At 65.1% G+C, this 23,955-nt stretch carries 19 protein-coding genes and 1 tRNA gene; 6 read left to right on the top strand and 14 right to left on the bottom strand.

Annotation, left to right across the window (positions count from 1 at the left end; genetic code table 11):
* The first annotated feature begins 4 nt into the window (after positions 1-4).
* From BAU06_RS08900 to BAU06_RS08885, 4 genes are read left to right on the top strand one after another with little or no spacing between them, the layout of a single operon-like run.
* A complete protein-coding gene (locus tag BAU06_RS08900) occupies positions 5-1,006 on the top strand; it encodes an extracellular solute-binding protein (protein ID WP_066347318.1) in 1,002 nt (333 codons plus the stop codon).
* Positions 1,007-1,024: 18 nt separating this feature from the next.
* A complete protein-coding gene (locus BAU06_RS08895; protein WP_066347315.1) occupies positions 1,025-2,086 on the top strand; it encodes an ABC transporter ATP-binding protein in 1,062 nt (353 codons plus the stop codon).
* Positions 2,083-3,720, top strand: a complete 1,638-nt coding sequence (locus BAU06_RS08890; RefSeq protein ID WP_066347312.1) for an ABC transporter permease — start codon at positions 2,083-2,085, stop codon at positions 3,718-3,720. Before BAU06_RS08895 ends, BAU06_RS08890 begins: the two co-directional genes overlap by 4 nt.
* Positions 3,721-3,747: 27 nt before the next feature.
* Positions 3,748-4,800, top strand: coding sequence for a threonine aldolase family protein (locus BAU06_RS08885; RefSeq protein ID WP_066347309.1), 1,053 nt, complete (start codon positions 3,748-3,750; stop codon positions 4,798-4,800).
* Positions 4,801-5,336: 536 nt separating this feature from the next.
* Here BAU06_RS08885 and BAU06_RS08880 read toward each other — a convergent pair.
* Complete coding sequence (locus BAU06_RS08880; protein ID WP_066347305.1) at positions 5,337-5,783, bottom strand: winged helix-turn-helix transcriptional regulator; 447 nt, start codon at positions 5,781-5,783, stop codon at positions 5,337-5,339.
* Positions 5,784-5,956: 173 nt separating this feature from the next.
* On the opposite strand from BAU06_RS08880, the gene BAU06_RS08875 reads away from it, so the two are divergent.
* Together BAU06_RS08875 and BAU06_RS08870 are read left to right on the top strand one after the other, a co-directional pair.
* Entirely contained in the window at positions 5,957-7,177 is a 1,221-nt protein-coding gene (locus BAU06_RS08875; RefSeq protein WP_066347303.1) for an MFS transporter, read from the top strand.
* Between the two features lie 327 nt (positions 7,178-7,504).
* A complete protein-coding gene (locus BAU06_RS08870; RefSeq protein WP_066347300.1) occupies positions 7,505-8,455 on the top strand; it encodes an RHS repeat-associated core domain-containing protein in 951 nt (316 codons plus the stop codon).
* A gap of 122 nt (positions 8,456-8,577) precedes the next feature.
* Here BAU06_RS08870 and BAU06_RS08865 read toward each other — a convergent pair.
* The 13 genes from BAU06_RS08865 to der all read right to left on the bottom strand — a co-directional run bounded on the left by BAU06_RS08865 (position 8,578) and on the right by der (position 23,947).
* Positions 8,578-8,656: transfer RNA gene (locus tag BAU06_RS08865), tRNA-Ile, on the bottom strand.
* A 34-nt stretch (positions 8,657-8,690) separates the two neighbouring features.
* The gene (gene rpoD, locus BAU06_RS08860; RefSeq protein ID WP_066347285.1) at positions 8,691-10,946 is read right to left on the bottom strand and encodes an RNA polymerase sigma factor RpoD; all 2,256 of its coding nucleotides are present in this window, start codon (positions 10,944-10,946) and stop codon (positions 8,691-8,693) included.
* A 761-nt stretch (positions 10,947-11,707) separates the two neighbouring features.
* Entirely contained in the window at positions 11,708-13,714 is a 2,007-nt protein-coding gene (gene dnaG, locus BAU06_RS08855; protein ID WP_066347283.1) for a DNA primase, read from the bottom strand.
* Between the two features lie 42 nt (positions 13,715-13,756).
* Positions 13,757-13,969, bottom strand: coding sequence for a 30S ribosomal protein S21 (gene rpsU, locus BAU06_RS08850; RefSeq protein ID WP_006218592.1), 213 nt, complete (start codon positions 13,967-13,969; stop codon positions 13,757-13,759).
* 53 nt (positions 13,970-14,022) lie between these two features.
* Positions 14,023-14,565 (bottom strand): phosphoribosyltransferase, encoded by a 543-nt coding sequence (locus BAU06_RS08845; protein WP_066347281.1) that lies wholly within the window; start codon positions 14,563-14,565, stop codon positions 14,023-14,025.
* 12 nt (positions 14,566-14,577) lie between these two features.
* Positions 14,578-15,873: an adenylosuccinate synthase gene (locus BAU06_RS08840; RefSeq protein WP_066347278.1), complete on the bottom strand. Its 1,296-nt coding sequence runs from the start codon at positions 15,871-15,873 to the stop codon at positions 14,578-14,580.
* A gap of 73 nt (positions 15,874-15,946) precedes the next feature.
* The gene (locus BAU06_RS08835; RefSeq protein WP_066347274.1) at positions 15,947-17,104 is read right to left on the bottom strand and encodes an ATP phosphoribosyltransferase regulatory subunit; all 1,158 of its coding nucleotides are present in this window, start codon (positions 17,102-17,104) and stop codon (positions 15,947-15,949) included.
* 405 nt (positions 17,105-17,509) lie between these two features.
* Positions 17,510-18,457 (bottom strand): protease modulator HflC, encoded by a 948-nt coding sequence (gene hflC / locus BAU06_RS08830; RefSeq protein WP_066347269.1) that lies wholly within the window; start codon positions 18,455-18,457, stop codon positions 17,510-17,512.
* A gap of 17 nt (positions 18,458-18,474) precedes the next feature.
* A complete protein-coding gene (gene hflK / locus BAU06_RS08825; RefSeq protein WP_066347265.1) occupies positions 18,475-19,770 on the bottom strand; it encodes an FtsH protease activity modulator HflK in 1,296 nt (431 codons plus the stop codon).
* Positions 19,736-20,842: a GTPase HflX gene (gene hflX, locus BAU06_RS08820; RefSeq protein ID WP_066347260.1), complete on the bottom strand. Its 1,107-nt coding sequence runs from the start codon at positions 20,840-20,842 to the stop codon at positions 19,736-19,738. The genes hflK and hflX overlap by 35 nt, the downstream gene beginning before the upstream one ends.
* Before the next feature lie 252 nt (positions 20,843-21,094).
* On the bottom strand, positions 21,095-21,331 hold the full coding sequence (gene hfq / locus BAU06_RS08815) for an RNA chaperone Hfq (protein ID WP_066347256.1): 237 nt from the start codon (positions 21,329-21,331) through the stop codon (positions 21,095-21,097).
* A 125-nt stretch (positions 21,332-21,456) separates the two neighbouring features.
* Complete coding sequence (gene hisC, locus BAU06_RS08810) at positions 21,457-22,527, bottom strand: histidinol-phosphate transaminase (protein ID WP_066347252.1); 1,071 nt, start codon at positions 22,525-22,527, stop codon at positions 21,457-21,459.
* Between the two features lie 16 nt (positions 22,528-22,543).
* Positions 22,544-23,947, bottom strand: a complete 1,404-nt coding sequence (der, locus tag BAU06_RS08805) for a ribosome biogenesis GTPase Der (RefSeq protein WP_066347250.1) — start codon at positions 23,945-23,947, stop codon at positions 22,544-22,546.
* Positions 23,948-23,955 lie beyond the last annotated feature (8 nt).

The following is a 23,955-nucleotide window of genomic DNA, read 5'->3' as shown; positions in this document are numbered from 1 at the left end:
AAACATGAAACGCCTGTCCGCCTGCCTTGCCTTGCTGGCCGTGACCGCCATCGGCCCGGCGCTGCCCGCCGTCGCGGCTTCCGACCACGTGGTGCTGTATTCGGCCAACGACGACACCGTCAACAAGCTGATATCCGATGGGTTCAAGCAGGCCACCGGCATCACGGTGAACGTGATTTCCTCGGGCTCGGGCGTGCTGTTCCGCCGCATCGCCTCCGAACAGGGCAACCCGCAGGCCGACGTGGTTTGGGGCGTGAGCGCGGCGCTGCTCAAGCAGAACGTCAAGTATTTCCAGGCCTATGCGGTCCAGGGAAGCGATACCGTGCCCGCCCCCTATCGCGATCCCGGCAACCTTTGGATAGGCACCAACATCCAGGTGGTGACCATCAACCGCAACAGCAAAGCCATCCCCGACGCCGAGGCGCCGCAGCGCTGGGAAGACCTGTTCAATGCCAAGTGGAAAGGCCGTATCGCCTACACCGATCCGGCCAATTCCGGGTTCTCCTACGCGGCCGCCACCGCGCTGCTGCAGGCCTGGGGCGACAACGACGCCGCCTGGGAAAAGTTCGGCAAGCTGGTGGGCAATACCAAGGTGCTGAACCGGTCCACGCTGGTGTTCGATGGCAATGGCAGTGGCGAATATCCGCTGGGCATTTCGCTGGAATATGCCGGCTATCTTTGGGCGCACAACGGCGCGCCCGTGAAAGTCGGCTATCCGGCCGACGGTACGGTGGCGCTGGCCGAGGGCGCCGCCTTGATCAAGGGCGGCCCGGATCCGGAGAACGCCCGGAAACTGATCGATTACCTGGCGAGCAAACCCACCCAGGAAATGCTGCTGAAGGCCACGTTCCGCCGCCCCGCCCGCCAGGACGTCGACCTGGGCGCGGCCGGCAGCATGCCGGCATTCGGCACGATCAAGGTACTGCCCTACGACGATGCCAAGTGGGAGGCCGCGCGCGCCGATACGCTGCGCCGCCTGAAGACCACCATCCAGGAAACGCGCTGACGGCCCCTTGCTGCTTCCATGACGACCATACGCATTCAGGACCTGGTCTGCAGCTATGGCGCGGCGCGGGCGGTGGACGGCATTTCCCTGACCGTGGGCGAAGGGGAACTGTTCACGCTGCTGGGCCCCTCCGGCTGCGGCAAGACCACGCTGCTGCGCAGCATCGCGGGCTTCACCGATATCGCCTCCGGCAGCATCCTGCTGGGCGACACGCGCATCGACAGCCTGCCGGCGCACCGCCGCAATATCGCGATGGTGTTCCAGAACTACGCCATCTTTCCCAACCTGACCGTGGCGGGCAATGTGGCCTATGGCCTGCGGGCGCGCAAGGTGCCGCCCGCGGCCATCGAGACGCGCGTGCGCAAGGCGCTCGAACGCGTGCGCCTGGCCGACTACGGCCCACGCTGGCCGCACCAGCTGTCGGGCGGGCAGCTGCAGCGGGTGGCCATCGCCCGAGCCCTGGTAATCGAGCCGGCCGTGCTGCTGTTCGATGAGCCCTTATCGAATCTGGACGCCCAGCTGCGCACCGAAATGCGCGTGGAAATCCGCCAGTTGCAGAAGTCGCTGGGACTGACGGCGGTCTATGTCACGCACGACCAGGAAGAGGCGCTGGCCATTTCCGATCGCATCGCCGTGCTGCGCAACGGACGCATCGAGCAGGTCGGGACGCCCGAGTCGATCTACCAGCGGCCCCGGACGGCCTTCGTGGCGGAATTCCTGGGCGGTACCAACATACTGCCGGGCATCGCCGGCGCCTTCGACGGGCAGACCAGCGAGGTCAGCGCCGGTGGCACGACGATATCGGTGGACGGCAAGGTGGCCGAGCCAGGCGGCCAGGTCCTGCTTTCGATCCGGCCGGAAGCCTTGCGCCTGGTGGACCAGGCCGCGGGCCCGCTGTTGCGCGCCCGGCTGGTGCTACGTGAGTTCCTGGGCCAGATACAGCGCCTGCACGCGGCCCTGCCCGACGGCACGCAGATCCGCATCTCGGCGCTGGGTGCGTCATCCGCGGGCCTGGCGGAGGGCGCGCCTTTGACGCTGGCCTACGATCCCGCGCACATCATCGCGTTTCCCGCCTCATGAAGGGCTTTCGCTACGCCGTTTCGATCGGCGCACTGGTCCTGCTCGCCCTGTTCCTGCTCTATCCGCTCGCGCTGGTATTGAATGCCAGCCTGCGTGTGGACGGTACGGGCGATTTCACGCTGGCCAACTATGCGGGCATCTTCCGCAGCGGCTATTACGTCAAGAGCGTAAGCAACAGCCTGATCGCGGCGGCCTGCGCCACCGTGGGCGCCACCCTGATCGGCGTGCCGCTGGCCTTCTGCATGGCGCGTGTCGATCTGCCCGGCAAGCCCCTGCTGTTCACGCTGGCCTCGCTGCCGCTGGTCCTGCCATCCTTCGTGGCCGCCTATGCCCTGGTTCTGCTGTTCGGGCACGCCGGCGTGGTAACGAGCGCGCTGCGCGATATCGGCATCCCCGTGGGTCCGATCTATGGATTGCCGGGCATCATCGCGGTGTTCTCGCTGACGCTGTATCCCTATGTCCTGATGCCCACCATGGCCGGCTTCAAGGCGATCGATATCTCGGTGGAGGAAGCGGCCCGCAACCTGGGAGGCTCGCGCTGGCACGTGTTCCGCAGCGTCCTGCTGCCCGTGGTGATGCCCGCGGTACTCGCGGGTGCATTGCTGGTCTTCATCGAAACCCTGGAGAACTTCGGCGTGCCCTCGGTGCTGGCGGAGGATCGCCCCTTCCTGGCCGTCGACATCTTCAAGCTGTTCGCCGGCGAGGCCGACAACAATCCCGCGGCGGCCGGCGCATTGAGCGTACTGCTCATCGCCTGCACGGCGCTGGGCTTGCTGGCGCAGCGCCATTACCTGGCGAAGCGCCGCTTCACGACCAATGCGCGCAGCGCGCCGCCGCTCTTGCCGCTGTCGCGCGGCTGGCGCGCGGCCGCGACCGTATACAGCTGGGGCGTCGTGCTGCTGTCGCTGATGCCCTTCCTGGCGGTGCTTTGCATTTCCTTCCTGCGCTTTCGCGGTCCGGTACTGACCTGGGAGCCGGGATTGAGCAACTATGCCGGCTTGCTGGCGGGCTCTTTCGAGCCGCTCTACAACACGCTGATTCTGGCGACGGTGGCGGCCGTGGTCGCCACGGTAGTCGGCGCCCCCATCGGTTATATCGTCACGCGCCACCGGGGCCGATTGTCCGCGACGCTGGATACCATAGGGATGGTGCCCTTCGCCGTATCCGGCACCGTGATGGGCGTGGGCCTGATCCTGGCCTTCAATAACCAGCCGCTGGTGCTGACCGGCGGCTGGCTGATCCTGGTCATCGCCTATGTGGTGCGCAAATTGCCGTTCAGCGTGCGCTCGGCGGCCGCCATCGTGCACCAGCTCGAACCCAGCCTGGAGGAAGCGTCCATCAATCTGGGGGTGTCGCCCTTCCGGACTTTCCTGCGCTTGATCGTGCCCTTGATGGCGGGTGGCCTGGTGGGCGGCATGGTGCTGGTGTGGATCACCGTGGCATCGGAATTGAGTTCGACCATTGTGCTGTACACCAGCCGCTGGTCCACCATGACGGTGCGCATGTTCCAGCTGCTGGAAGGCACCGGCGCGGGACTGGCCGCCGCGGCGGCATCGATCCTGATATTTTTCACCGCCGTCCCGCTATTGCTGCTGCAGCGGCACTCGCGCCGGCGCGACAGCGCCTTGATGTAGGGGGCGCGGCATGGCCTGGAGCTCAAGGTGAACACGCTTCCTCGCAGCATCACGCTGAACTTTCGCAGCGACAACGTCGGCACGGTCAGCCCGGAAATCCTGCGCGCCGTGGAGGCGGCGAACCGGGATCCCGCCGCATCCTATGGCGACGACCAATACAGCGCCGCGGTGAATCGCGCATTCTCGACCCTGTTCGAGACCGAGGTGGCGGTCTTTCCCGTCGCCACGGGCACCGCGGCCAACGCCCTGTCGTTATCCTGCTGCGCGCGGCCCTGGGGCGCCATCTATTGCCACCAGGAGGCGCACGTACACACGTCCGAGGCCGGCGCCACGGAGTTCTATAGCGGCGGCGCCAAACTGCTGGCCTTGCCGGGCGCGGATTACCAGCTGGATCCCGCGACGTTGCGCGAGACCCTGGCCACGGCCGAACGCGGCATACGCAACCGCTCGCAGCCCGACGCCGTCACCATCACACAGGCCACCGAATACGGCACGGTGTATCGCCTCGACGGCATCGCCGCCATCGGCGCCATCGCCCGCGATGCCGGCCTGCGCTTTCACATGGACGGGGCGCGTTTCGCCAATGCGCTGGCGAAACTCGATTGCACCCCGGCCGATATGACATGGCGCCGCGGCGTCGATATCCTGTCGTTCGGAGCCACCAAGAACGGCGGAATGAATGCCGACGCCATCGTCGTCTTCGACCCGGACCTGGTCGAGCCCCTGTCCTATCGGCTGCGGCGCGCCGGCCAGACCTGGTCCAAGATGCGCTTCGCCGCCGCGCAGTTGCTGGCCTATGTCGAAGATGGCCTGTACCTGCGGCTGGCCCGGCGCGCGAACGCGCTTGCCGCGCGCATCGGCCGCGAACTGGGCGCCCTGCCCGGCGTCGAGCTGGTGGCGCCGGTCGACGCCAATATGTTGTTCGTGCGCATGCCGGACCGCGCCATCGAGGCCATCGCCGCCGCCGGCGCCCGCTACGGCCGCCGCCGGGGCGGCGTGATCCGGCTCGTCACCCGCTTCGACATGGACGAGGCGGAAGCGGAAATCCTGCTGGAACTGGTACGCGGCGCGCTGGATTGATCCCTGCCACGCATGACATCGCCCTGCGCGGACGCGGGGCGTCCGGCGCGGCGCGCGCCCAGGATGCCGCCGCAGGTGGCCGGGACGGCATCGAAATGCCCGATCGCCGGCCGGACGGGTCATGGCGCCTCTATACTGAAAGCCCGTCGGACCGCCATCCAAGTCGCCCGTGGCCTTGCCTGGGGGTACGCGCAGATGGCTTTCGAATTCCTCCATTCGGCGGTTGAGACCGCGAAACTGGTCCAACCTGTTGCAACGTTGTATCGAAGCGTATGTCTGGATCCGGGGCCCTGCCGGCGCCCCTTTGCGCCACCCCAGTATTGGCAGGACTTTGCATCGCTGAGGATACAAGATTGCAAGGTGCATTAAGTTACAGTGGTGTCTTCATACCCGCCCTTGTATGGAAGGCCACTTTGGTACTGTTGCGCGTCGCTTTTGAACGGTAACGCAGCACCGTAATAGCGAACGTAGCGCACCTGTCGCCACGGCCTCGGCCGTGGCTTTTTTTTGCCCGCCGTACCCGCGTTCTGGCGCGGCTACGGGACCTTCCGCACCTCCGTAGCGCCCGGCAAAAGCACACTGCCGTCCTGCGCCTTTGGCGCCATGCGCGGCACCGGCTTTCCGGTGCCTTTGTCGATAAGCGTCGAATGGGGCTCGCCACGCGCGAATAGGTGCTGCTCCCCCCATTGCCGCAATGCCACCACGATAGGAAAAAGGCTTTGCCCCTTGGGGGTCAGCACGTACTCCTGATAGGCGGTGCCATCCGAGGCGGGCTGTGTCTCCAGGATGCCGGCGTCGACCAGCTTGCGCAGCCGATTGGAAAGGATGTTGCGCGCCACCCCCAGGCTGCGCTGGAAATCGCCGAAGCGGCGCATACCGTCGAAGGCATCACGCACGATAAGAAGCGACCAGTGATCTCCTATCACATCGACGGCGCGTGCGACCGGACAAGGCTGGTCGGTCAGGTGCTTGCGGGATGGCATGGCATCTCCTGGCGAACTCGCATAGGCGCAGCAACGGCAATAGCTCATCGGCATCGGCACAAGATGGCTGCACCGTGGTTGGCTTGATCTCGCCATTCCAGTTGCAGTTTAAAACTACATGCCATAGCATTCAAGGAGTTTTGTTTTGAAACCAGAATGGATAGCAATCGGGCATGAACGCTTCATCGATTCCCAAGGCATTGCCGCGCAGTCTGGTGTGGCTGTTCGCCACCGCCAGCGCCTTGAGCGTGGCGAACGTCTATTACGCCCAACCTTTGCTGGACGCGTTGGCGCGGGACTTCGGCATCGGCCAAGCGGCAATCGGCGGCGTGGTCACCGCCACGCAGGTGGGCTGCGCGCTCGCATTGCTGCTGCTCGTGCCACTGGGCGACCTGGTGGACCGGCGGCGCCTGATGGCGGTGCAGTTGGTGGCGCTCGCGGCTGCGCTGGCGGCCGTCGGCATGGCACGGTCCGCGCCTGCCCTGCTGGCAGGCATGATGGCGGTGGGCCTGCTGGGCACCGCCATGACCCAGGGGCTGATCGCCTATGCGGCCAGTGCCGCCGCGCCGCATGAACAAGGTCGTGTCGTCGGCGCGGCGCAAGGCGGCGTGTTCATCGGCCTGCTGCTCGCACGGGTATTCGCGGGAGGTGTCAGCGATCTGACGGGCTGGCGAGGCGTCTATTTCTGTGCCGCCGTATCGATGCTCGGCATCGCCTTGCCGCTGTGGTGGCGGCTACCTAGCCTTACGACGACGCCGCGCAAGCCCGGTTATCCGCGCCTGATCGCCTCGATGGCATCGCTGCTGCGGCAGGAAAAGGTGCTGCAAGTGCGCGGCATGCTGGCGCTGTTCATGTTCGCCGCATTCAATATCTTCTGGAGCGCGCTGGTCCTGCCGCTGAGCGCGCCGCCCTATGGCTACTCGCGCACGGCCATCGGCGCCTTCGGGTTGGCTGGCGCGGCGGGCGCGCTCCTCGCCACGCACGCGGGGCGGTGGGCCGACCAAGGACACGCCCAGCGCACCAGCGCGGCGGCGCTCTTGGCGCTCGTCCTGGCCTGGTGGCCGCTATCGCTCATGGACCGGTCGCTCGGCGCGCTGGTCGTCGGCATCGTGCTGCTCGACCTGGGCGGACAAGCCTTGCACGTCACCAATCAAAGCCTGATCTTCAGGACCCGACCTGAAGCGCATGGCCGGCTGGTCGGCCTTTATATGCTGTTCTATGCGCTCGGCAGCGGGCTGGGCGGTATCGCTTCCACAATCGCCTACGCTCACGCTGCCTGGGATGGCGTGTGCGCGCTGGGCGCGACAGTCAGTCTGCTGGCCCTGCTGTTCTGGTACATGACCCGGCATTCCGGCGACATCCAAGCAAATCCAAAACGATCCCGCCGCATTTGAAAGGTACCGATTGTCGGCGTTCCTTTAGGCTATCGCCCCATCGGGCGCGGGTGGCAATGGAAGGCGGAGCGCGTCCGGGGATGTACCGCGCGCCATCGCCTGTCCCGTACGGAGACGGTCAGCAGACGATAGCGATCGCCATATAGGTAGCAGCCCCGGAAGTAATACTGATCCCATGGGGGTCAGTCTTCAGTCGGCGTCGACACCGCGTGCCCTGTCACACGAGATTACGCCGCGCTTTTGGCAAAGCCCTCGAAAATGATCGGACCATGCGACGGGCCGACCGGTCGTGTCGCGGATACCGATGCCGATGATGGACCATCGTCCATGAACAAGGATCATCTCGTTTCCACGGCCAGGCGCGAGGATCAGGGTGCGACTGCGCCGGCAGCATCCCTTCGTTACGCTGGCGAAATGTTCGACCCGGTCGCCGCCGGCTACAGCCTGGGCAACGGCTATCGACTGCTCCTGCCCCCGTTGATGCGCTTCTGCGCACCGGATGCCCTTAGCCCTTTCGCCTGGGGAGGCATCAACCCATACGCGTACGGCAAAGACGACCCGATCGATCGGGCCGACCCGACGGGACATATTGCGGTAGAAGCGCTGGACAGGGTCATACCGACCCTTGAGAGCCTGGCGGCAAGGACGGCGGTCCAGGCGCTCAAAGGCACAGGCAAACAGACATCCACATCGTTACCTGCGATCGAGGAAGACCTGGCGCGAGAAGGGCCGATCTTCAAGCAGGTACAACATGCGGTATGGCAATCTCCCATGCAGCGGGAGCCGTTGAACATAAGACGTTTGTCCTGGACCATTCAAGGCAAGCGTGCCGAGATCTATTTCTTCGAGAACGATTTCGGCAGGTATGGGCGCCAGGCAAACCTGCTTTTCCATGGAATCAGCATGGGCGACGAGACCCTCGCCCGCTTCGCTGACTTCATGCTGGTGGGACCGGACGCACTAGCGGGACAAGCCGGAGATCTTTCCCGGTACGATGTCGTGCGGCTGCTCGCCTGCAATACCGCCAACGGAACCGTCCCATTCGCACAAAGCTTTGCGCGCGCCGTCGACCGGCCGGTCATCGGCTTCAAGGGGTCCGTGGGCACGACCTTTCCCCTGCCGGAACACATATCCGACATATATGGAAAGTGGGAGAAACTTGCCAAGGAATACGATCTGCCGGGATACCCGGACCAGCTATTGCAGTCGCAATTCAAGGGACGGGTTTTTAAGAACTACCCATCTTTGCATTATCCACAACTGTTCTTTCCGGATTGAGAAGCTCGCTGCCCTTGAAGCGACGTAGCGGCGCCCAATGAAAAACACCCCAGAGGTCGGATCGGTATCCGACTTCCGGGGTGCGGTTCGCCACGAGTGGCGTCTACGTGCGCATGAAGTGTTGGTAGGCCCCCCGAGAGTCGAACTCGGCACCAACGGATTATGAGTCCGCTGCTCTAACCAGGCATGAGCTAGAGGCCCTTATTGATCTTTCATCCTGTGCGCAGGCGCGTGCTTACTGGCCTTCGAGGAAGCTCTTGAGCTTGTCGGCACGGCTGGGATGACGCAGCTTGCGCAAGGCCTTGGCTTCGATCTGGCGGATCCGCTCGCGGGTGACGTCGAACTGCTTGCCGACTTCTTCCAGCGTCTGATCGGTGCTCATCTCGATGCCGAAGCGCATACGCAAGACCTTCGCCTCGCGCGGAGTCAGAGAGTCTAGCACTTCCTTGACCACATCGCGCATGGAACCGTGCAATGCCGCATCCGAAGGCGCCAGCGTGGCCGTGTCTTCGATGAAATCGCCCAGGTGCGAATCGTCGTCGTCGCCGATGGGCGTTTCCATGGAGATCGGTTCCTTGGCGATCTTCAGGATCTTGCGGATCTTGTCCTCCGGCATGTCCATCTTCTGCGCCAGCGTCGCGGGATCGGGCTCGGCGCCCGTTTCCTGCAGGATCTGGCGGCTGATCCGGTTCATCTTGTTGATCGTTTCGATCATGTGGACCGGAATACGGATGGTGCGCGCCTGATCCGCGATCGAACGCGTGATGGCCTGGCGGATCCACCACGTGGCGTACGTGGAGAACTTGTAGCCGCGCCGGTATTCGAACTTGTCCACCGCCTTCATCAGGCCGATATTGCCTTCCTGGATCAGATCCAGGAATTGCAAGCCACGGTTGGTGTACTTCTTGGCGATGGAAATCACCAGACGCAGGTTGGCCTCGGTCATTTCGCGCTTGGCCTTGCGGGCCTTGGCCTCGCCGGTGGCCATGCGCTTGTTGACCTCCTTCAGGTCCTTCAAGGGCAGCACGACACGCGCTTGCAGATCGATCAGCTTCTGCTGCAGTTCCTGCACGGCCGGCACCTGGCGCTCCAGGGTTTCGGCGTAGGGATGCCCCGCCGCGACTTCGTCCACCACCCACTGGAGGTTGGTTTCGTTGCCGGGGAATACCTTGATGAAGTGCGAACGCGGCATGCCGGCGCGGTCCACGCAGGTATGCAGCACGGCACGCTCGAGCTGCCGCACTTCCTCGACCTGGTTGCGCAGGGTGTCCGCCAGGCGTTCCACCATCTTGGCTGTGAAGCGTATGCCCATCAACTCGTTCTGGATGGCTTCCTGGGCCTTCAGGTAGGCGCCGGAACGGTAGCCGTCCTGCTCGTAGGCCGCGCGCATCCTCTCGAACTGCTTGGCGACTTCGTCGAACTTGGCCAGCGCCTTGACACGCAGGTCTTCCAGCTGCTTGCTGCTCATGCCGCCGGCGGGACCGTCGTCGTTTTCGTCTTCTTCGGCGGTCACCCCGGCGCCGGCGTATTCCTCGCCGTCTTCCGGATCGACCAGGCCGTCGACGACTTCGTCGATCTGCGACTGGCCCTCGCGCACGCGGGTGACGTGCGCCAGGATTTCATTGATGGTGGTCGGGCAGGCGGAGATCGCCATGACCATGTGCTTCAGGCCGTCTTCGATACGCTTGGCGATTTCGATTTCGCCCTCGCGCGTCAGCAGTTCGACCGAGCCCATTTCACGCATATACATGCGCACCGGGTCCGTCGTGCGGCCGAAATCGGAATCCACCGTGGTCAGCGCGGCCTCGGCTTCGTCCTCGACATCATCGTCGTTGGACGCGACCGGCGCGTTTTCGCTCATCAGCAGGGTTTCGGCGTCGGGAGCCTGGTCATAGACCGCGATGCCCATGTCGCTGAAGGTGCTGATGATGCCATCGATGGCCTCGGCGTCGACCAGATCGTCGGGCAGATGGTCGTTGATTTCGCCGTACGTGAGATAGCCGCGGTCCTTGCCCAGCTTGATCAGCTGCTTCAGGCGGTTGCGGCGCGCTTCGTATTCTTCCGGGCTGACGGGGCCGCGGGCGATCAGATCCTTGGGATCGCCCTTGCCACGCTTGCCGCCGCGCTTGACGGGCTTCAGTTCGGGCAGGACTTCGCCTTCGCCATCGCCGGCATCGTCGAAATCGGCGTTGTCGTTGTTCTGGTTCTTGGCGGGCCGGCCAGGACGGCGGCCGCTGGGCACGGACGCGGGACGGCCGACCAGTTCGGCCAGCTTGTCTTCGGCTTTCTTCGCCTTGGCAGCCTTGTCGGGCGTATCCGCCTTGGCGGCTTTCTTCACGGCGGAAGTCTTCACGGCAGCGGACTTGGGCGCAACCTTGACGGCCGCTTTGGCCGAAGTCTTTTCCGCCGCCTTGCTGGCAGCGCGCCTGGCCGTTTTGGCTTCTTCGGCCATTTCAACTGCAGAGGAGGTTTTGCCGATGGATTTCGTCATAGTCGCTTCCGTGGTCGTTGCAGGCCGGAGCCCGCCGCACCGCTATCGACGGTCCGGGCGTAAGCCCCGACCGGGTCAAGACGCGTACTTAAAAACTAATAACAGTGCCTGGCGATCGGCCGGTACGTCACGCCCCATGCGCGAAGATTGCAGAAAGCCCTGGACGGGCGACGCTGCTGGCCGGATCGTGGCCCTGTGCAGCACTCGGTCTTGCAACCTTCCGGCACATGTGCCGGGACTTTCCTTCCGACCCCCGGACCAGCCACGCAAGACCCGCGTAATTTCTGTCTTGCGCCTGCCGGCCGATTGGGCCCTGCTCTTCCTGATTTCTGGTACCTTGGGTAAAGTCGTGTCAATGCTTTGTTACGTTGCCTTCGGTAGAATGAACGCAGTCGTCAAGGACATCCGCCGGCCGGGACCAGCACCCGGCACGACGCCCACTTCCGCAAACCGGTCATCGCCGGGCCTATTGCCCGCGGTGCCCGGCTTGGCACACGTACATTAGACAGGGTCGGAACCCGGTGGTTCTGGGCTGGTGGTGCTGGACACGTGGTTCTGGACCCGTGTTGTGGACCCGTGGTTGTGGACACGTCCTTCCGGGCCCGTGGTTGCGGGCATTGCATGCCCATCTGCCCCACATCTCCCCCACATCACCAGATCGATTACCGTTGTCCCGGACCGCCCTCCAGACACCGCTTCAGACACACTACCGGATAAAACCGGCGCCAAGATTCCTGCCGCTATCAGGAAAACCCTTGATTTTACCCCATTGAGCTGCTTCCAGCATCCTTAATTGCTTGCAAGCGCCTCGAAAGTTCCTGATACCGGTCGCGATCCTGATCCGTTTGCAGGCCTGACCGCGCCAACTCATCGATCTCGGCACGGATCGCCGCGAACTCTATCCGGTGCAAGGCATCGTCCCATTCCGCCTGCGGATTGGGCAGCTCTTCCTCGCCGAGCAGGTCGGCGCTCATGCTGCGCAGCACCAATTCGATGTCGGATTCCGGTTCCGCGGCTTCCAGCAAGGCACCCAGGTGGCGGGCCCCGCTGCGCTGCGCCAGCACCACCAGATCGCGCACCATACCAAGGTGGGGCCCGCGGTCCAATACTTCAAGTTGCTGATCCCCCATGCCGTCCACCAATTCGGGGTGGGACAACAGCAGGCGCAGCAGGCGGCGCGCCAGCGTGGGCACCGGCCGCCGAGGCTCGATGACACCGCCGACCTTGTCCTTGTCGTCGCGGCGTGACCACTTGCCGCCCTGGTTGGCGTTGAAGCCGCGTGTGTACCGCCCTTTCTTCCCGCGGCCACCCTGGCCGGCGGGCATATCCATGCCATCCGGGATGGGCTCGTACGAGAAATCGGGCGGGGGTTCATCGCCATCCGCCATATCGAAAGGCACGTCATGCCCTGCCGGCGGGCTCGCAGCCGTACCGCCTGTCCCTTGCGCCGGGGCGCCATGCGCCCCGGTGGGACCGGACGGCTGGGCCAGGGCCTGGGCGACCTCTTCCGGCGTCAGTTGGACCAGCTTGCCCAGCTCGCGCTCGATCTGCGTTTTCAGCCCACAGGCGGGAATGGCCGCAAGCAGCGGACGCGCCTCGTGCATGCAGGCGGCGCGGCCTTCCGCCTCGCCCAGATTGTGCCGGGATGCCAGCTCATCCAGCAGGAACCGGGACAGCGCGACCGCTTCCCCCAGGCTGGCGCGAAAGGCTTCCTCTCCGAACTCGCGGATGTAGGAGTCGGGATCGTGCTCGGCCGGCAGGAAAAGAAAGCGCAGGTTGATATCGTCGCGCAAAGCGGGCAAACAGGCTTGCAGCGCGCGCCAGGCGGCGCGCCGGCCCGCCTTATCGCCGTCGAAGCTGAACACCACGCGATCGCTGGCCCGCAGCAGCTTCTTCACGTGGTCCGGCGTGGTGGAGGTGCCCAGCGTGGCCACCGCGTTGCCCACCCCGAGCTGGGCCAGCCCGACCACGTCCATATAGCCCTCGACCACGATCACCTGGCCTTCGGTGCGGATGGCCTGACGCGCCTCCCACAGGCCATACAGCTCCTGGCCTTTGGAGAAGATGGGTGTTTCCGGTGAGTTCAGGTACTTGGGCTCGCCCTTGCCGATGATCCGCCCGCCGAACCCGATCAGCACGCCGCGGGCGTTCCGTATGGGAAACATCACACGCTCGCGGAAGCGGTCGTAGCGGCGGCCGTCCTCGGCCTCGATGACCAGGCCCGCCTCCACCAGCACGGGGTCGTCGTAACGGCTGAAGACTTGCGCCAGCCCCTGGCGATCGCTGCCCGACCAGCCCAAGCCGAACTGTCGGGCGATCTCGCCGGTCAGGCCACGCTGTTTTAGATAGCGAATGGCCGGCGCCGAGGCGCGCAGCTGCTTCAGGTAGAAAGCCTGGGCGGCTTCCAGCACCTGCGTATGACGGGAGACTTCTTCCTTGCGCCGGGCGGATTCCGCGCGTTGGCGCGGACTGCGGTCTTCTTCCGGAACCGCCATGCCGGCGGAGCCCGCCAGGCTGCGCACCGCTTCCGGGAAGCTGGCGCCGGTGTGTTCCATCAGGAAGGTGATGGCGCTGCCATGTGCGCCGCACCCGAAGCAGTGATAGAACTGCTTCGTGGGACTTACCGTGAAGGAGGGACTTTTTTCGTTATGAAAGGGGCACAGGCCAAGCAGATTGGCCCCACCCTTGCGCAACTGCACATATCGCCCGACCACATCGACCACGTCGACTCGGGCAAGTAGTTCCTGTATGAAGGATTCTGGAATCAATCAATGCGAATCCAATGCGAATCGCTCGGATCGACCCGGAAATCAATACAGGCGCGGGGGCAGTTGCTGGCTACGAATCCGCTTGTAGTGGCGCTTCACCGCGGCGGCGTGCTTGCGCTTGCGCTCGGCCGTGGGCTTCTCGTAGAACTCGCGCGAACGCAGTTCGGTCAGAAGACCCGTTTTTTCGATGGTGCGCTTGAAGCGACGCAGGGCGGCTTCAAACGGTTCGTTTTCCTTCAGGCGAACAATAGGCATAGGTTAGAAGATGAAATTCGACTTGGTAACAGATGATTCTAGCACGGCAGGGATCAGGACGTCGAGCCTTTCCTGCTCCAGGCCTCCAGCTGGTGGGGCCGCAGGCTGTCGTACTCTTCGAAAGGCTGATGTATCCACGGGTTGGTCAGCAGCTTTTCCATGTAGTAATCGGGGACGGCTTGCGAATGCCCTTTCCACCAGAGCACGGCGCTGCGGAGCTCGGTGATGGCGGGAAATTGGCTGCGCAGGTGGTCCAGCACGCGGTTGAAGGTCAGGCCCGTATCCACCATGTCGTCGACCAGCAACACCCGGCCGGCCAGTGTGCCCCGGGTGATCGTGATGTACTGGGCGATGTCCAGGGCGCCCTGCTTGGTGCCGGCCGCCTCGCGATAACTGCTGGTGGCGAGAATGCCCAAGGGCACATCGAAGATGCGCGACAGGACATCCCCCACCCGCACCCCGCCCCGCGCCAGGCAAAGGATCTGGTCGAACTGCCAGCCCGAACGATAAACCTTGAGCGCGAGCTGTTCGATCAGGCGATGATAGTCATCCCAACTGACCCAAAGATCCTTATCGGTACTGGGCGGTGCAGACATGGCGGTACGCTCCTAGCCCTTCAGCGGATGACGCAGGACGATGGTTTCGGAGCGATCCGGGCCGGTGGAAACCAGGTCGATCGGAACCTCGCAAACCTGGGCCACGCGCTCCAGGTAGGTGCGCGCCGCCGCGGGCAGCTTCTCGTATTCGGTGATGCCCACCGTGGATTCCGACCAGCCGGGAAGTTCTTCGAACACGGGCTCGGCCTTGGCCACCTGGCAGGCGCCATAGGGCAGGACGTCGCGGAATTCGCCATTGACGCGATAGCCCACGCCCAGGCGTATCGTTTCCAGCCCATCGAGCACATCCAGCTTGGTGATGCACAGGCCGGTGATGCCGTTCAGGCGCACGGAGCGCTTCAGCGCGGCGCCGTCGAACCAGCCGCAACGGCGCGGACGCCCCGTCACCGAGCCGAACTCCTTGCCGATATTGGCCAGGCGCGCGCCGATTTCGTCCATCAATTCGGTCGGGAACGGACCGGAGCCCACCCGCGTGGTGTATGCCTTGGTGATACCCAGTACGTAATCGAGCGACTGCGGGCCCACCCCGGCTCCCGCCGCGGCCGCGCCGGCCACGCAATTGCTGCTGGTGACGTAGGGATAGGTGCCATGATCGACGTCCAGCAGCGCGCCCTGGGCGCCCTCGAACAACAGCCGCTGCCCGGCCTGTTGCGCGGCGAACAGGTTGCTGGACACGTCGCGCACCATGGGAGCGATGGCGGGCGCCAGCGCCATGGCTTGATCGCGCACCTGGCTGGCCGCGACGGGCTCGGCGCCCAGGTACTGGGTCAGCACGAAGTTATGGTAGTCCAGCAGCTCCGCCAGCTTTTCGTCGAACAGCGCCGGATCGAACAGATCCTGGACGCGCAGCGCGCGGCGGGCGATCTTGTCTTCGTAGGCCGGGCCGATGCCGCGGCCCGTGGTGCCGATCTTGCCCTCGCCCTTGCGCTTTTCGCGGGCCTGGTCGATGGCGACGTGGTACGGCAGGATGAGCGGGCAGATCTCGGAAATCTGCAGGCGTGAACGCACGTCCAGGCCGGCGGCTTCGAGTTCCTCGATTTCCTTGAGCAGCGCCTCGGGCGACAGTACGACACCATTGCCGATGTAGCACGTCACGCCGGGATGCATGATGCCCGACGGAATAAGGCGCAGGATGGTCTTCTTGCCGTTGATCCACAAGGTATGGCCGGCATTGTGGCCGCCTTGGAAGCGCACCACGCCGTGGACCGATTCGGCCAGCCAGTCGACGATCTTTCCCTTGCCTTCGTCACCCCACTGGGTGCCGATGATGACTACGTTCTTGCTCATGATCGAAAGTGAGTATCGAGTTTCGCGGCGAAACCGCGGATTCCGTCGGGCCCCTCGTCAAAGAGGGGATGAATCAAAGGTTGCGAACCTTCCATGCGCCGCCCTGGAGTGCCAGCTCGCGGTCGCAGATGAATTCGTCCTGGTCGTCCTCGTGGCCCGGAAGGACCTGGACCACGATTTCGCCTGCCTGGCGCAAGCTCCGCACCGCGGCCACCAGCGCCGGGTCCTGGCCCCACGGTGCGCGCACGGCGGGCGAACGTTCGGCGGGGGGCAGGCCCGCGGCCAGCTTGCGCAGGTCCAGGCTGAAGCCGGTGGCGGGCCGGGCCCGGCCGAACACGCGGCTGACGTCGTCATAACGCCCCCCGCTGACCAGGGCGTCGTGCCAGCCTTCCGCATACAAGGCGAAGGTGATGCCGGAGTGGTACCCATAACCGCGGACGTCGGCCAGGTCGATACTGACCCGCAGCTCCGGCAAGGCGGGCAGCAGGGCCTCCAGCGCATCCAGCGCCTGGGCAATGCCGGGCAGCGGCGGCAACTCGGCCCGCGCGCGCGCCAGCGTGCCGGTGTCGCCGTAAAGGCCGGTCAGCGTGCGCAGGGTTTCGATGGTGCGCGCGGCTGGCCCGTCCGGGCGGCGGCCAAGCTCCATCAGGCCCGGGACGTCCTTGTCGCGCAGCAGGCTGTGAATCTGTGCCGCATGCGCCGGCGCGGCGGGATCGGCATCGATAATGGCGCGGACCACGCCGGGATGGCAGAGATCCAGGCGCGGCTGGCGGACGCCGGCGATGGTTACCGTATCCAGCACCAGCCGCAGGATTTCGATGTCCGCCTCGACGCCCGCGTGGCCGTAGATTTCGGCGCCGATCTGCAGGAGTTCGCGATTGGAGAGCAGGTCGGCCGGCCGCGCATGCAGCACCGTTCCGCAATAGCAGAGCCGGGTCACTCCCGCGCGGTTCAGCAGGTGCGCATCGATGCGCGACACCTGCGGCGTCATGTCCGCCCGCACGCCCAGCATGCGCCCGGAAAGCTGGTCCACCAATTTGCTGGTGCGCAAATCCAGGTCGGTACCGGTGCCGGACAGAAGGGAATCGATGTATTCCACCAGGGGCGGCGCGACCAGCTCGAAACCGTAGGTACGGTAGAGATCCAGCAGTTCGCGACGCAGTTCCTCAATGCGCCGGGCCTCGGCGGGCAGAATGTCCGCCAGGCGCTCGGGCAGCAGCCAGTTGCCCATGTTAGTTACCTGATCATGCCTAAATGAAAGACGCGGGCCGCGCCCGGCGATACCGATAAGCGATACCCAAACGAAAAAGCGGCTGAGGGGCGTAAGCCCGCTCAGCCGCTGCGGAATGTTTTAAAGCTTACGGGGTATTGTACATGGTTCGGACAATCCCGCCAGCCGGCGCCGCCCAGCGGGGACCCCGGGCTGGGGCGCCCCACCGGGGCGTCGAATTCGGTCGCCTGGCGGGAGCACCGGGCAGGCACACTTGTCGGCGCACGCGCCTGGGAACGGCTGGCCGGCCGCGCCTGGCCGGCCGCACCTGGCCGGAACGCGCCTGGCCGGAACGCGCCTGGCCGGCCGCACCTGGCCGGAACGCGCCGGCCGGGGGGCCGGCCGCCCTGCCCGACGCGGGGCGCGCTATTTCTTGGCGTCCGCGGGGATGGGCGCCGTGGTGCTGCCGGGCAGACCGCCCAAGGTGCCGCTGGGAGCGCCGGGCACGCCCACCGACGACTTGAAGAACTGGAAGAATTCCGAGGTCGGGTCCACCACCAGCAGGTCGCCCAGCTTGGAGAACGAGGACCGATAGGCTTCCAGGCTCTTGTAGAAGGTATAGAAGACGGGATCCTTGCCGTAGGCCTCGGCATAGATGCTGCTGGCCCGCGCATCGCCTTCGCCCATGATGGCTTGCGACTTGGCATAGGCGTCGGCCAGGATTTCCTCGCGGCGGCGATCGGCCTCTGCGCGGATTTTCTCGCCTTCCGCCGCGCCGATGGAACGCAGCTCGTTGGCCACGCGCTTGCGTTCCGCTTCCATGCGGCGATAGACGGATTCGGAGATCTCCGGCGCGAACTCGATGCGGCGCAGGCGCACGTCGACGATCTGCACGCCCAGCGGCGCGGCGCGCTTGGCCACGTTGGAGAGGATCTCCGCCATGACCTTCTCGCGTTCGGCCGAGACCACGTCCTTGACCGTGCGGATGTTGACGGACGCGTTCAGCGCGTCGCGGATCTGGGCCTGCAGGCGTTCCTGCGCGGCGCGCTCGTTGCCGCCGAAGGTCACGTAATACAGCCGCGGATCGGCGATGCGCCACTTGACGTAGGAGTCGATCAGCAGGTTCTTCTTTTCAGCCGTCTGGATACGCTCGGCATCCGTGGACTCGATGGTCAGGATGCGCTTGTCCAGGGTCACGACGTTCTGGAAGGGCGGCGGCGCCTTGAAATAAAGACCCGGCTCGTTGATGACTTTGCGCACTTCGCCGAGCGAGAAGACCAGGGCATAGTCGCGCTCGCGCACGATGAAGACGCAGGACGACAGCGCGGCCAGGACAATGATCAGGCCGACCAGAATGGGCAGTAGACGTTGCATGTTGGGGGCTCCTCCGGTTAGCGCGACAGGCGATCGCGGGACAGCGTGTTGCCGCTGCCGGGGTTGCCGGATGTTTGCCCGGGAATGGGACGTGGCGATGGCGGGACGGTCGGCTGGTTGGCGCCGGGCAGACTCAGCGAGCCTGACGGGGGCGGCTGTTTGCCGGCCTCTTGCGCGGCCTGCTGGATGATCTTGTCGATCGGCAGGTAGACGACGTTATTGCCGCCCCGCGTATCGATCATGACCTTGCTGGCGCGCGAGAAAATTTCCTCCATGGTTTCCAGGTACATGCGCTCGCGCATGACGGCGGGCGACTTGCGGTATTCGGCGACCACGCTGTTGAAGCGCGCGGTATTACCCGTCGCATCGCCGATGACCTTGGCCTTGTAGCCTTCGGCCTCCTGGATCATGCGCGAGGACTGGCCGGCGGCCAGCGGCACGACCTGGTTGGCATAGGCCTCGCCTTCGTTGATCTGGCGCTCGCGGTCCTGGCCCGCTTTCACGGCATCGTCGAAGGCAGCCTGCACCTGCTCGGGCGGCTGCACGTTCTGGATGGCGACCGTGCTGACCTGGATGCCGGTATCGTAGCGATCGAGAATCTGCTGCATCAGCGCCTGGACCTGCGTGGCCACGTTGGTACGGCCTTCGTACAGGACGTAGTCCATGGGCTGCTTGCCGACGACTTCGCGCATGGCGGTCTCGGCGGCCTGACGGACGGATTCGTCCGGATCGCGGGTGCGGAACAGGTAATCGGGCGCGCCGTCCGCGCGCAGGCGGTACTGCACGACGAACTGCATGTCGACGATGTTCTCGTCGGTGGTCAGCATCAGCGCTTCCGGCAGTACCTTATTGCGCGAGCTGCCACGGAAACCGACTTCGAACGTCCGCAGCTGCGACACGTTGACGATTTCCTGGTTCTGGATGGGATACGGCATGCGCCACTGGAAGCCGGCCTGCGCCGTCTTGTGGTACTTGCCGAACTGGGTGACCACGGCCACCTGGCCTTCCTGGACGATATAGAAGCCGCTGGCCAGCCACAGGACAATCAATACCAGGAGGATCAGGCCGGCGCCGATGCGGGCGTTCCGCGGGCCGGTACCGCCGGGGCCGGCGGGCCCGCCGGGGCGTCCGCCCTGATTGCCCTTGCGGCCGAACAGCGCCGCGATGCGATTATTGAAATCGCGCCAGACTTCGTCCAGGTCGGGCGGACCGTCGCCGCTGCCTTGGGGACGCCGGGGCGGCTCCGAGCCATTCTGGTTGCCACGACCCCAGCCTGGGTCATTCAGATTGAACAGTTTGGATATTGGACGCATTATTTCCCGCAATCTGACCGGCCTGCGCAATTGCCGCGCGCAACGCATCCAGACCGGCGCGCTCGGCGGCGCTGACAAACACCCGCGCAATCGTACCATGGGCATCCTGTTCGACCCGCGGGGGCAGCCCCAGCAGATCGATCTTGTTATGGACCATGATGACGGGAATATCCCCCGCGCCGATCTCGGCCAGGACTTTCTGGACTTCCATGATCTGCTCGTCGCGCTGCGGGCTGGCGGCATCCACGACATGCAAAAGCAGATCGGCATGCACGGTTTCTTCCAGCGTGGCGCGGAAGGCGGCGATCAGCGTGGGCGGCAGGTCGCGGATGAATCCCACCGTATCGGACAGGACCACGGAGCCGGCGCCGTCGATCCAGATGCGGCGCGTGGTGGTGTCCAGCGTGGCGAACAGCTGGTCGGCCGCATAGGCGCCGGCGCGCGTCATGGCGTTGAACAGACTGGATTTGCCCGCATTGGTATAGCCCACAAGGGACACCGACAAGGCGCCGCCGCGCGCCCGCGAGCGCCGCTGCGTGACCCGCTGGCGCTCTACCCGGTCCAGGCGTTCGCGCAATACCTTGACGCGGGCGCCGATCATGCGGCGGTCCATTTCCAGCTGGGATTCGCCGGGCCCGCGCATACCGATACCGCCGCGCTGCCGCTCCAGGTGGGTCCACAAGCGGGTCAGGCGCGTGGTCAGGTGCTGCAACTGCGCGAGCTCGACCTGCAGCTTGCCTTCGTGGCTTTTGGCGCGCAGGGCGAAGATATCCAGGATCAGGGCGACGCGGTCGACCACCCGGAGATTGAATTCCCGTTCCAGGTTGCGTTGCTGCGCGGGCGACAGCGGGTGATCGAAGAGGATCACGTCGACGTTATGCGCGCGGGCCAGCAGGACGGCTTCCTGGACCTTGCCGGAGCCGATAAAGAATTTGGCGTCCGGGCGGTCGCGGCGCGCCAGCACCGTATCCGAGATCTCGGCGCCGGCGCCGCGCGCCAGCATGGCGAACTCCTGCGCGTGCGCCTCGAAATCGGGATTGCCCAGATCGACACTGATGATCAACGCGCGCATGCGAACTCCCGGCCGGCGCGATCGATACGTACGGCCCGTAAAACTGGAACAGATGGAATAGCGGAAACGACGACGCGGGCAACCGCCGTGCCGTCGCGTGGTCCGACAATACGGCGCCCGCAGTGAAAATGCCCGCCGACACCAATGGTGCGGCGGGCACGGAAAGCGGAATGGCCATCAAGCGGCGTGACGCCGCGCGGAGCACCGTGCGCACGGCCGCCGGGGCCTGTTGCGCGACGGCCGGTCGAGCGTTTATTCAGACGGGATTTCCACCTGGAAGTTGACGGCGCGAGCCGGAACAACGGTTGAAATGGCATGCTTGTAGACCATTTGGGTCACGGTATTGCGCAGCAACACCACGTACTGGTCGAAAGATTCGATTTGCCCCTGTAGCTTGATGCCGTTGACGAGATAGATGGACACGGGTACGTGGTCCTTACGCAGCGTGTTCAAGAACGGATCTTGCAGAGTTTGCCCTTTATTGCTCATTGGCCAGGCTCCATTGTGTTGTTTTGGGGTGTTGTATTGGGTGTGGCGGACGCCAAGATAGTTACTCTACAGGGTTTTCCCTGGCGGTGCCACTGAATGATGTGACGCAACATGACACCGAAAGTTCACACCAAAATCGTGCGCAGCGCGTGCACCAAGGCATCGCATTCCGAGGGGGTCCCGATCGAAATGCGCAGGTACTGATCGATGCGCGGATGGCTGAAATGGCGCACGATGATGCCCCTTTCCCGCAGCGCAGCAGCAAGGGTGGCGGCATCGCTTGCCGGGTGGCGCGCGAAGACGAAATTGGCGGCCGACGGGATCACGTCGAAGCCCAGCGAACCCAGCGATTCCACCAGCGCCTCCCGCGTTTGGATGACAGCCGAACGGGTGCGGTCGAAATACTCGGCGTCCTCGATCGCCGCCGCGGCGCCGGCTTGCGCCACGCGGTCGACGGGATAGGAATTGAAGCTGTTCTTGACCCGCTCCAGGCCCTCGATGAGCGCCGGACTGCCGATGGCGTAGCCCAGCCGCAATCCAGCCAGCGAACGCGATTTCGACAGCGTCTGCACGACCAGCAGGTTGTCGTGGCGCTGGACCAGCGGCACCGCCGATTCCGCGCCGAAATCCACGTAGGCTTCGTCCACGACGACGACGGCATCGCGATTGGCGGCGACGATGCGCTCGATCTCGGCCAGCGGCAGCGCCCGCCCGGTCGGCGCGTTGGGATTGGGAAACAGGATGGGCCCGTACGCCTGGCCGGCGGCCGGCAGGTAGTCCGCCACGTCGATACGGAAATCCGCGGTCAGCGGGATGGTCTGGTACCGGACGCCGTACAGCCCGCAATAGACGGGATAGAAACTATAGGTGATGTCCGGAAAGCGCAGCGGCGCGTCGTGATCGAGCAGCGCCTGGAAGGCGATGGCGAGCACCTCGTCCGAACCGTTGCCGACGAAGATCTGCGGCAGCGTCACGCCGTAGTGGTTGGCGATGGCCTGGCGCAGGCGGTCCGAAGCGGGATCGGGATAGAGGCGCAAGGCGTCGTCGCAGGCGGCCCGCATGGCGGCCAGCGCCTTGGGGGACGGCCCGAAGGGGTTCTCGTTGGTGTTGAGCTTGATCAGGTTCGCCAGCTTGGGCTGCTCGCCGGGGACATAGGGGCTGAGCCCGGCGACGACGGGACTCCAGTAACGGCTCATGGCGTGTCCTTGGGTGCTATTTGTCCTGCACGTACGGATTGCGCGAAGACTTGAACTCGATGCGCAGCGGCGTGCCGGCCAGGTCGAAGGCGGTGCGGAAGCGCGTTTCCAGGTAGCGCCGGTAGGCATCCGGCACCGCATCCAGGGCATTGCCGTGGATGACGACCAAAGGCGGATTCTGGCCCCCCTGGTGCGCATAGCGCATCTTGGGGCGGAAGATGCCCTTGCGCGGCGGCGGCTGCTGCTCGACGGCGGCCTGCAGTTCGCGGGTGAGCTTGGGCGTGGACAGTTTCGCGAAGGCCGCGGCATGGGCGCCGTTGACCGACTTCAGCAGGTTCTTCACGCCCGCGCCCTTCAGCGCCGAGATGGTGTGGACCTTGGCGAAGGAAAGGAAGCGCAACTTGCGCTCGAACTCGCGCTGGATGCGGTCGCGCTGGTCGGCATCCAGGCCATCCCACTTATTGATGGCCACCACCACGGCGCGGCCGGTCTCCAGCACGAAGCCGGCGATATGGGCGTCCTGTTCCGAGATTTCGGCCTGCGCATCCAGCATGAGCAGCACGACATTGCTGGCCTCGATGGCCTGCAGCGTCTTGATGACCGAGAACTTCTCGACCGCCTCGAATACCTTGCCGCGCTTGCGCAGCCCGGCCGTATCGATCAGCGTGTAGCGCTTGCCGTCGCGCTCGAAGTCGATTTCGATGGCGTCGCGCGTCGTGCCGGGCATGTCGAAGGCGATGACGCGTTCCTCGCCCAGCAGGGTATTGATGAGCGTGGACTTGCCGACATTGGGGCGGCCCACGATGGCCAGCTTGATCCGGTGGTCGGGCGGCGGCGCGCTGAACTTGCCCTCCGGCAAGGGCGCGCCGTCCTCGAGCGCGGCTTCGTCATCCTCGGACGCCAGGGCTTCCGGCTCCGGCTCCACGAGATCGGCCAGGGCCCGTTCGATGAGATCCACGATGCCGTCGCCGTGCGCCGCGGAGATGGGCCATGGCTGGCCCAGGCCCAATTCGTGGAAATCGGTGGCCGCGGCCATGCCCATGCCCTCGGCCTTGTTGACCGCCAGCAGCACGCGGCGCTGCCCGGAGCGGCGCAGCAGCTCGGCGATTTCATGGTCGTGCGCGTTCACCCCGGCCCGGCCGTCCACCAGGAAAATCACGACGTCCGACTCGGCGATAGCCTGCCGGGTCTGGCGGGCCATTTCGCGCAGGATGCCGTCCTTGGCGACGGGCTCGAAACCGCCGGTGTCGATGACGATGAAGGGATAGTCCCCCACCCTGCCCTCGCCGTAGTGGCGATCGCGCGTCAGGCCCGAGAAATCGGCGACCAGCGCGGCACGCGAGCGCGTCAGGCGATTGAAAAGGGTGGACTTCCCGACATTGGGACGGCCGACCAGGGCGACGACAGGCTTGAAGGACACGGATAAAG

It is taken from the genome of Bordetella bronchialis, from assembly GCF_001676705.1.
In the GTDB taxonomy this organism is placed as follows: domain Bacteria; phylum Pseudomonadota; class Gammaproteobacteria; order Burkholderiales; family Burkholderiaceae_B; genus Bordetella_C; species Bordetella_C bronchialis.
This window is presented reverse-complemented; position numbering and strand designations above follow the sequence as displayed.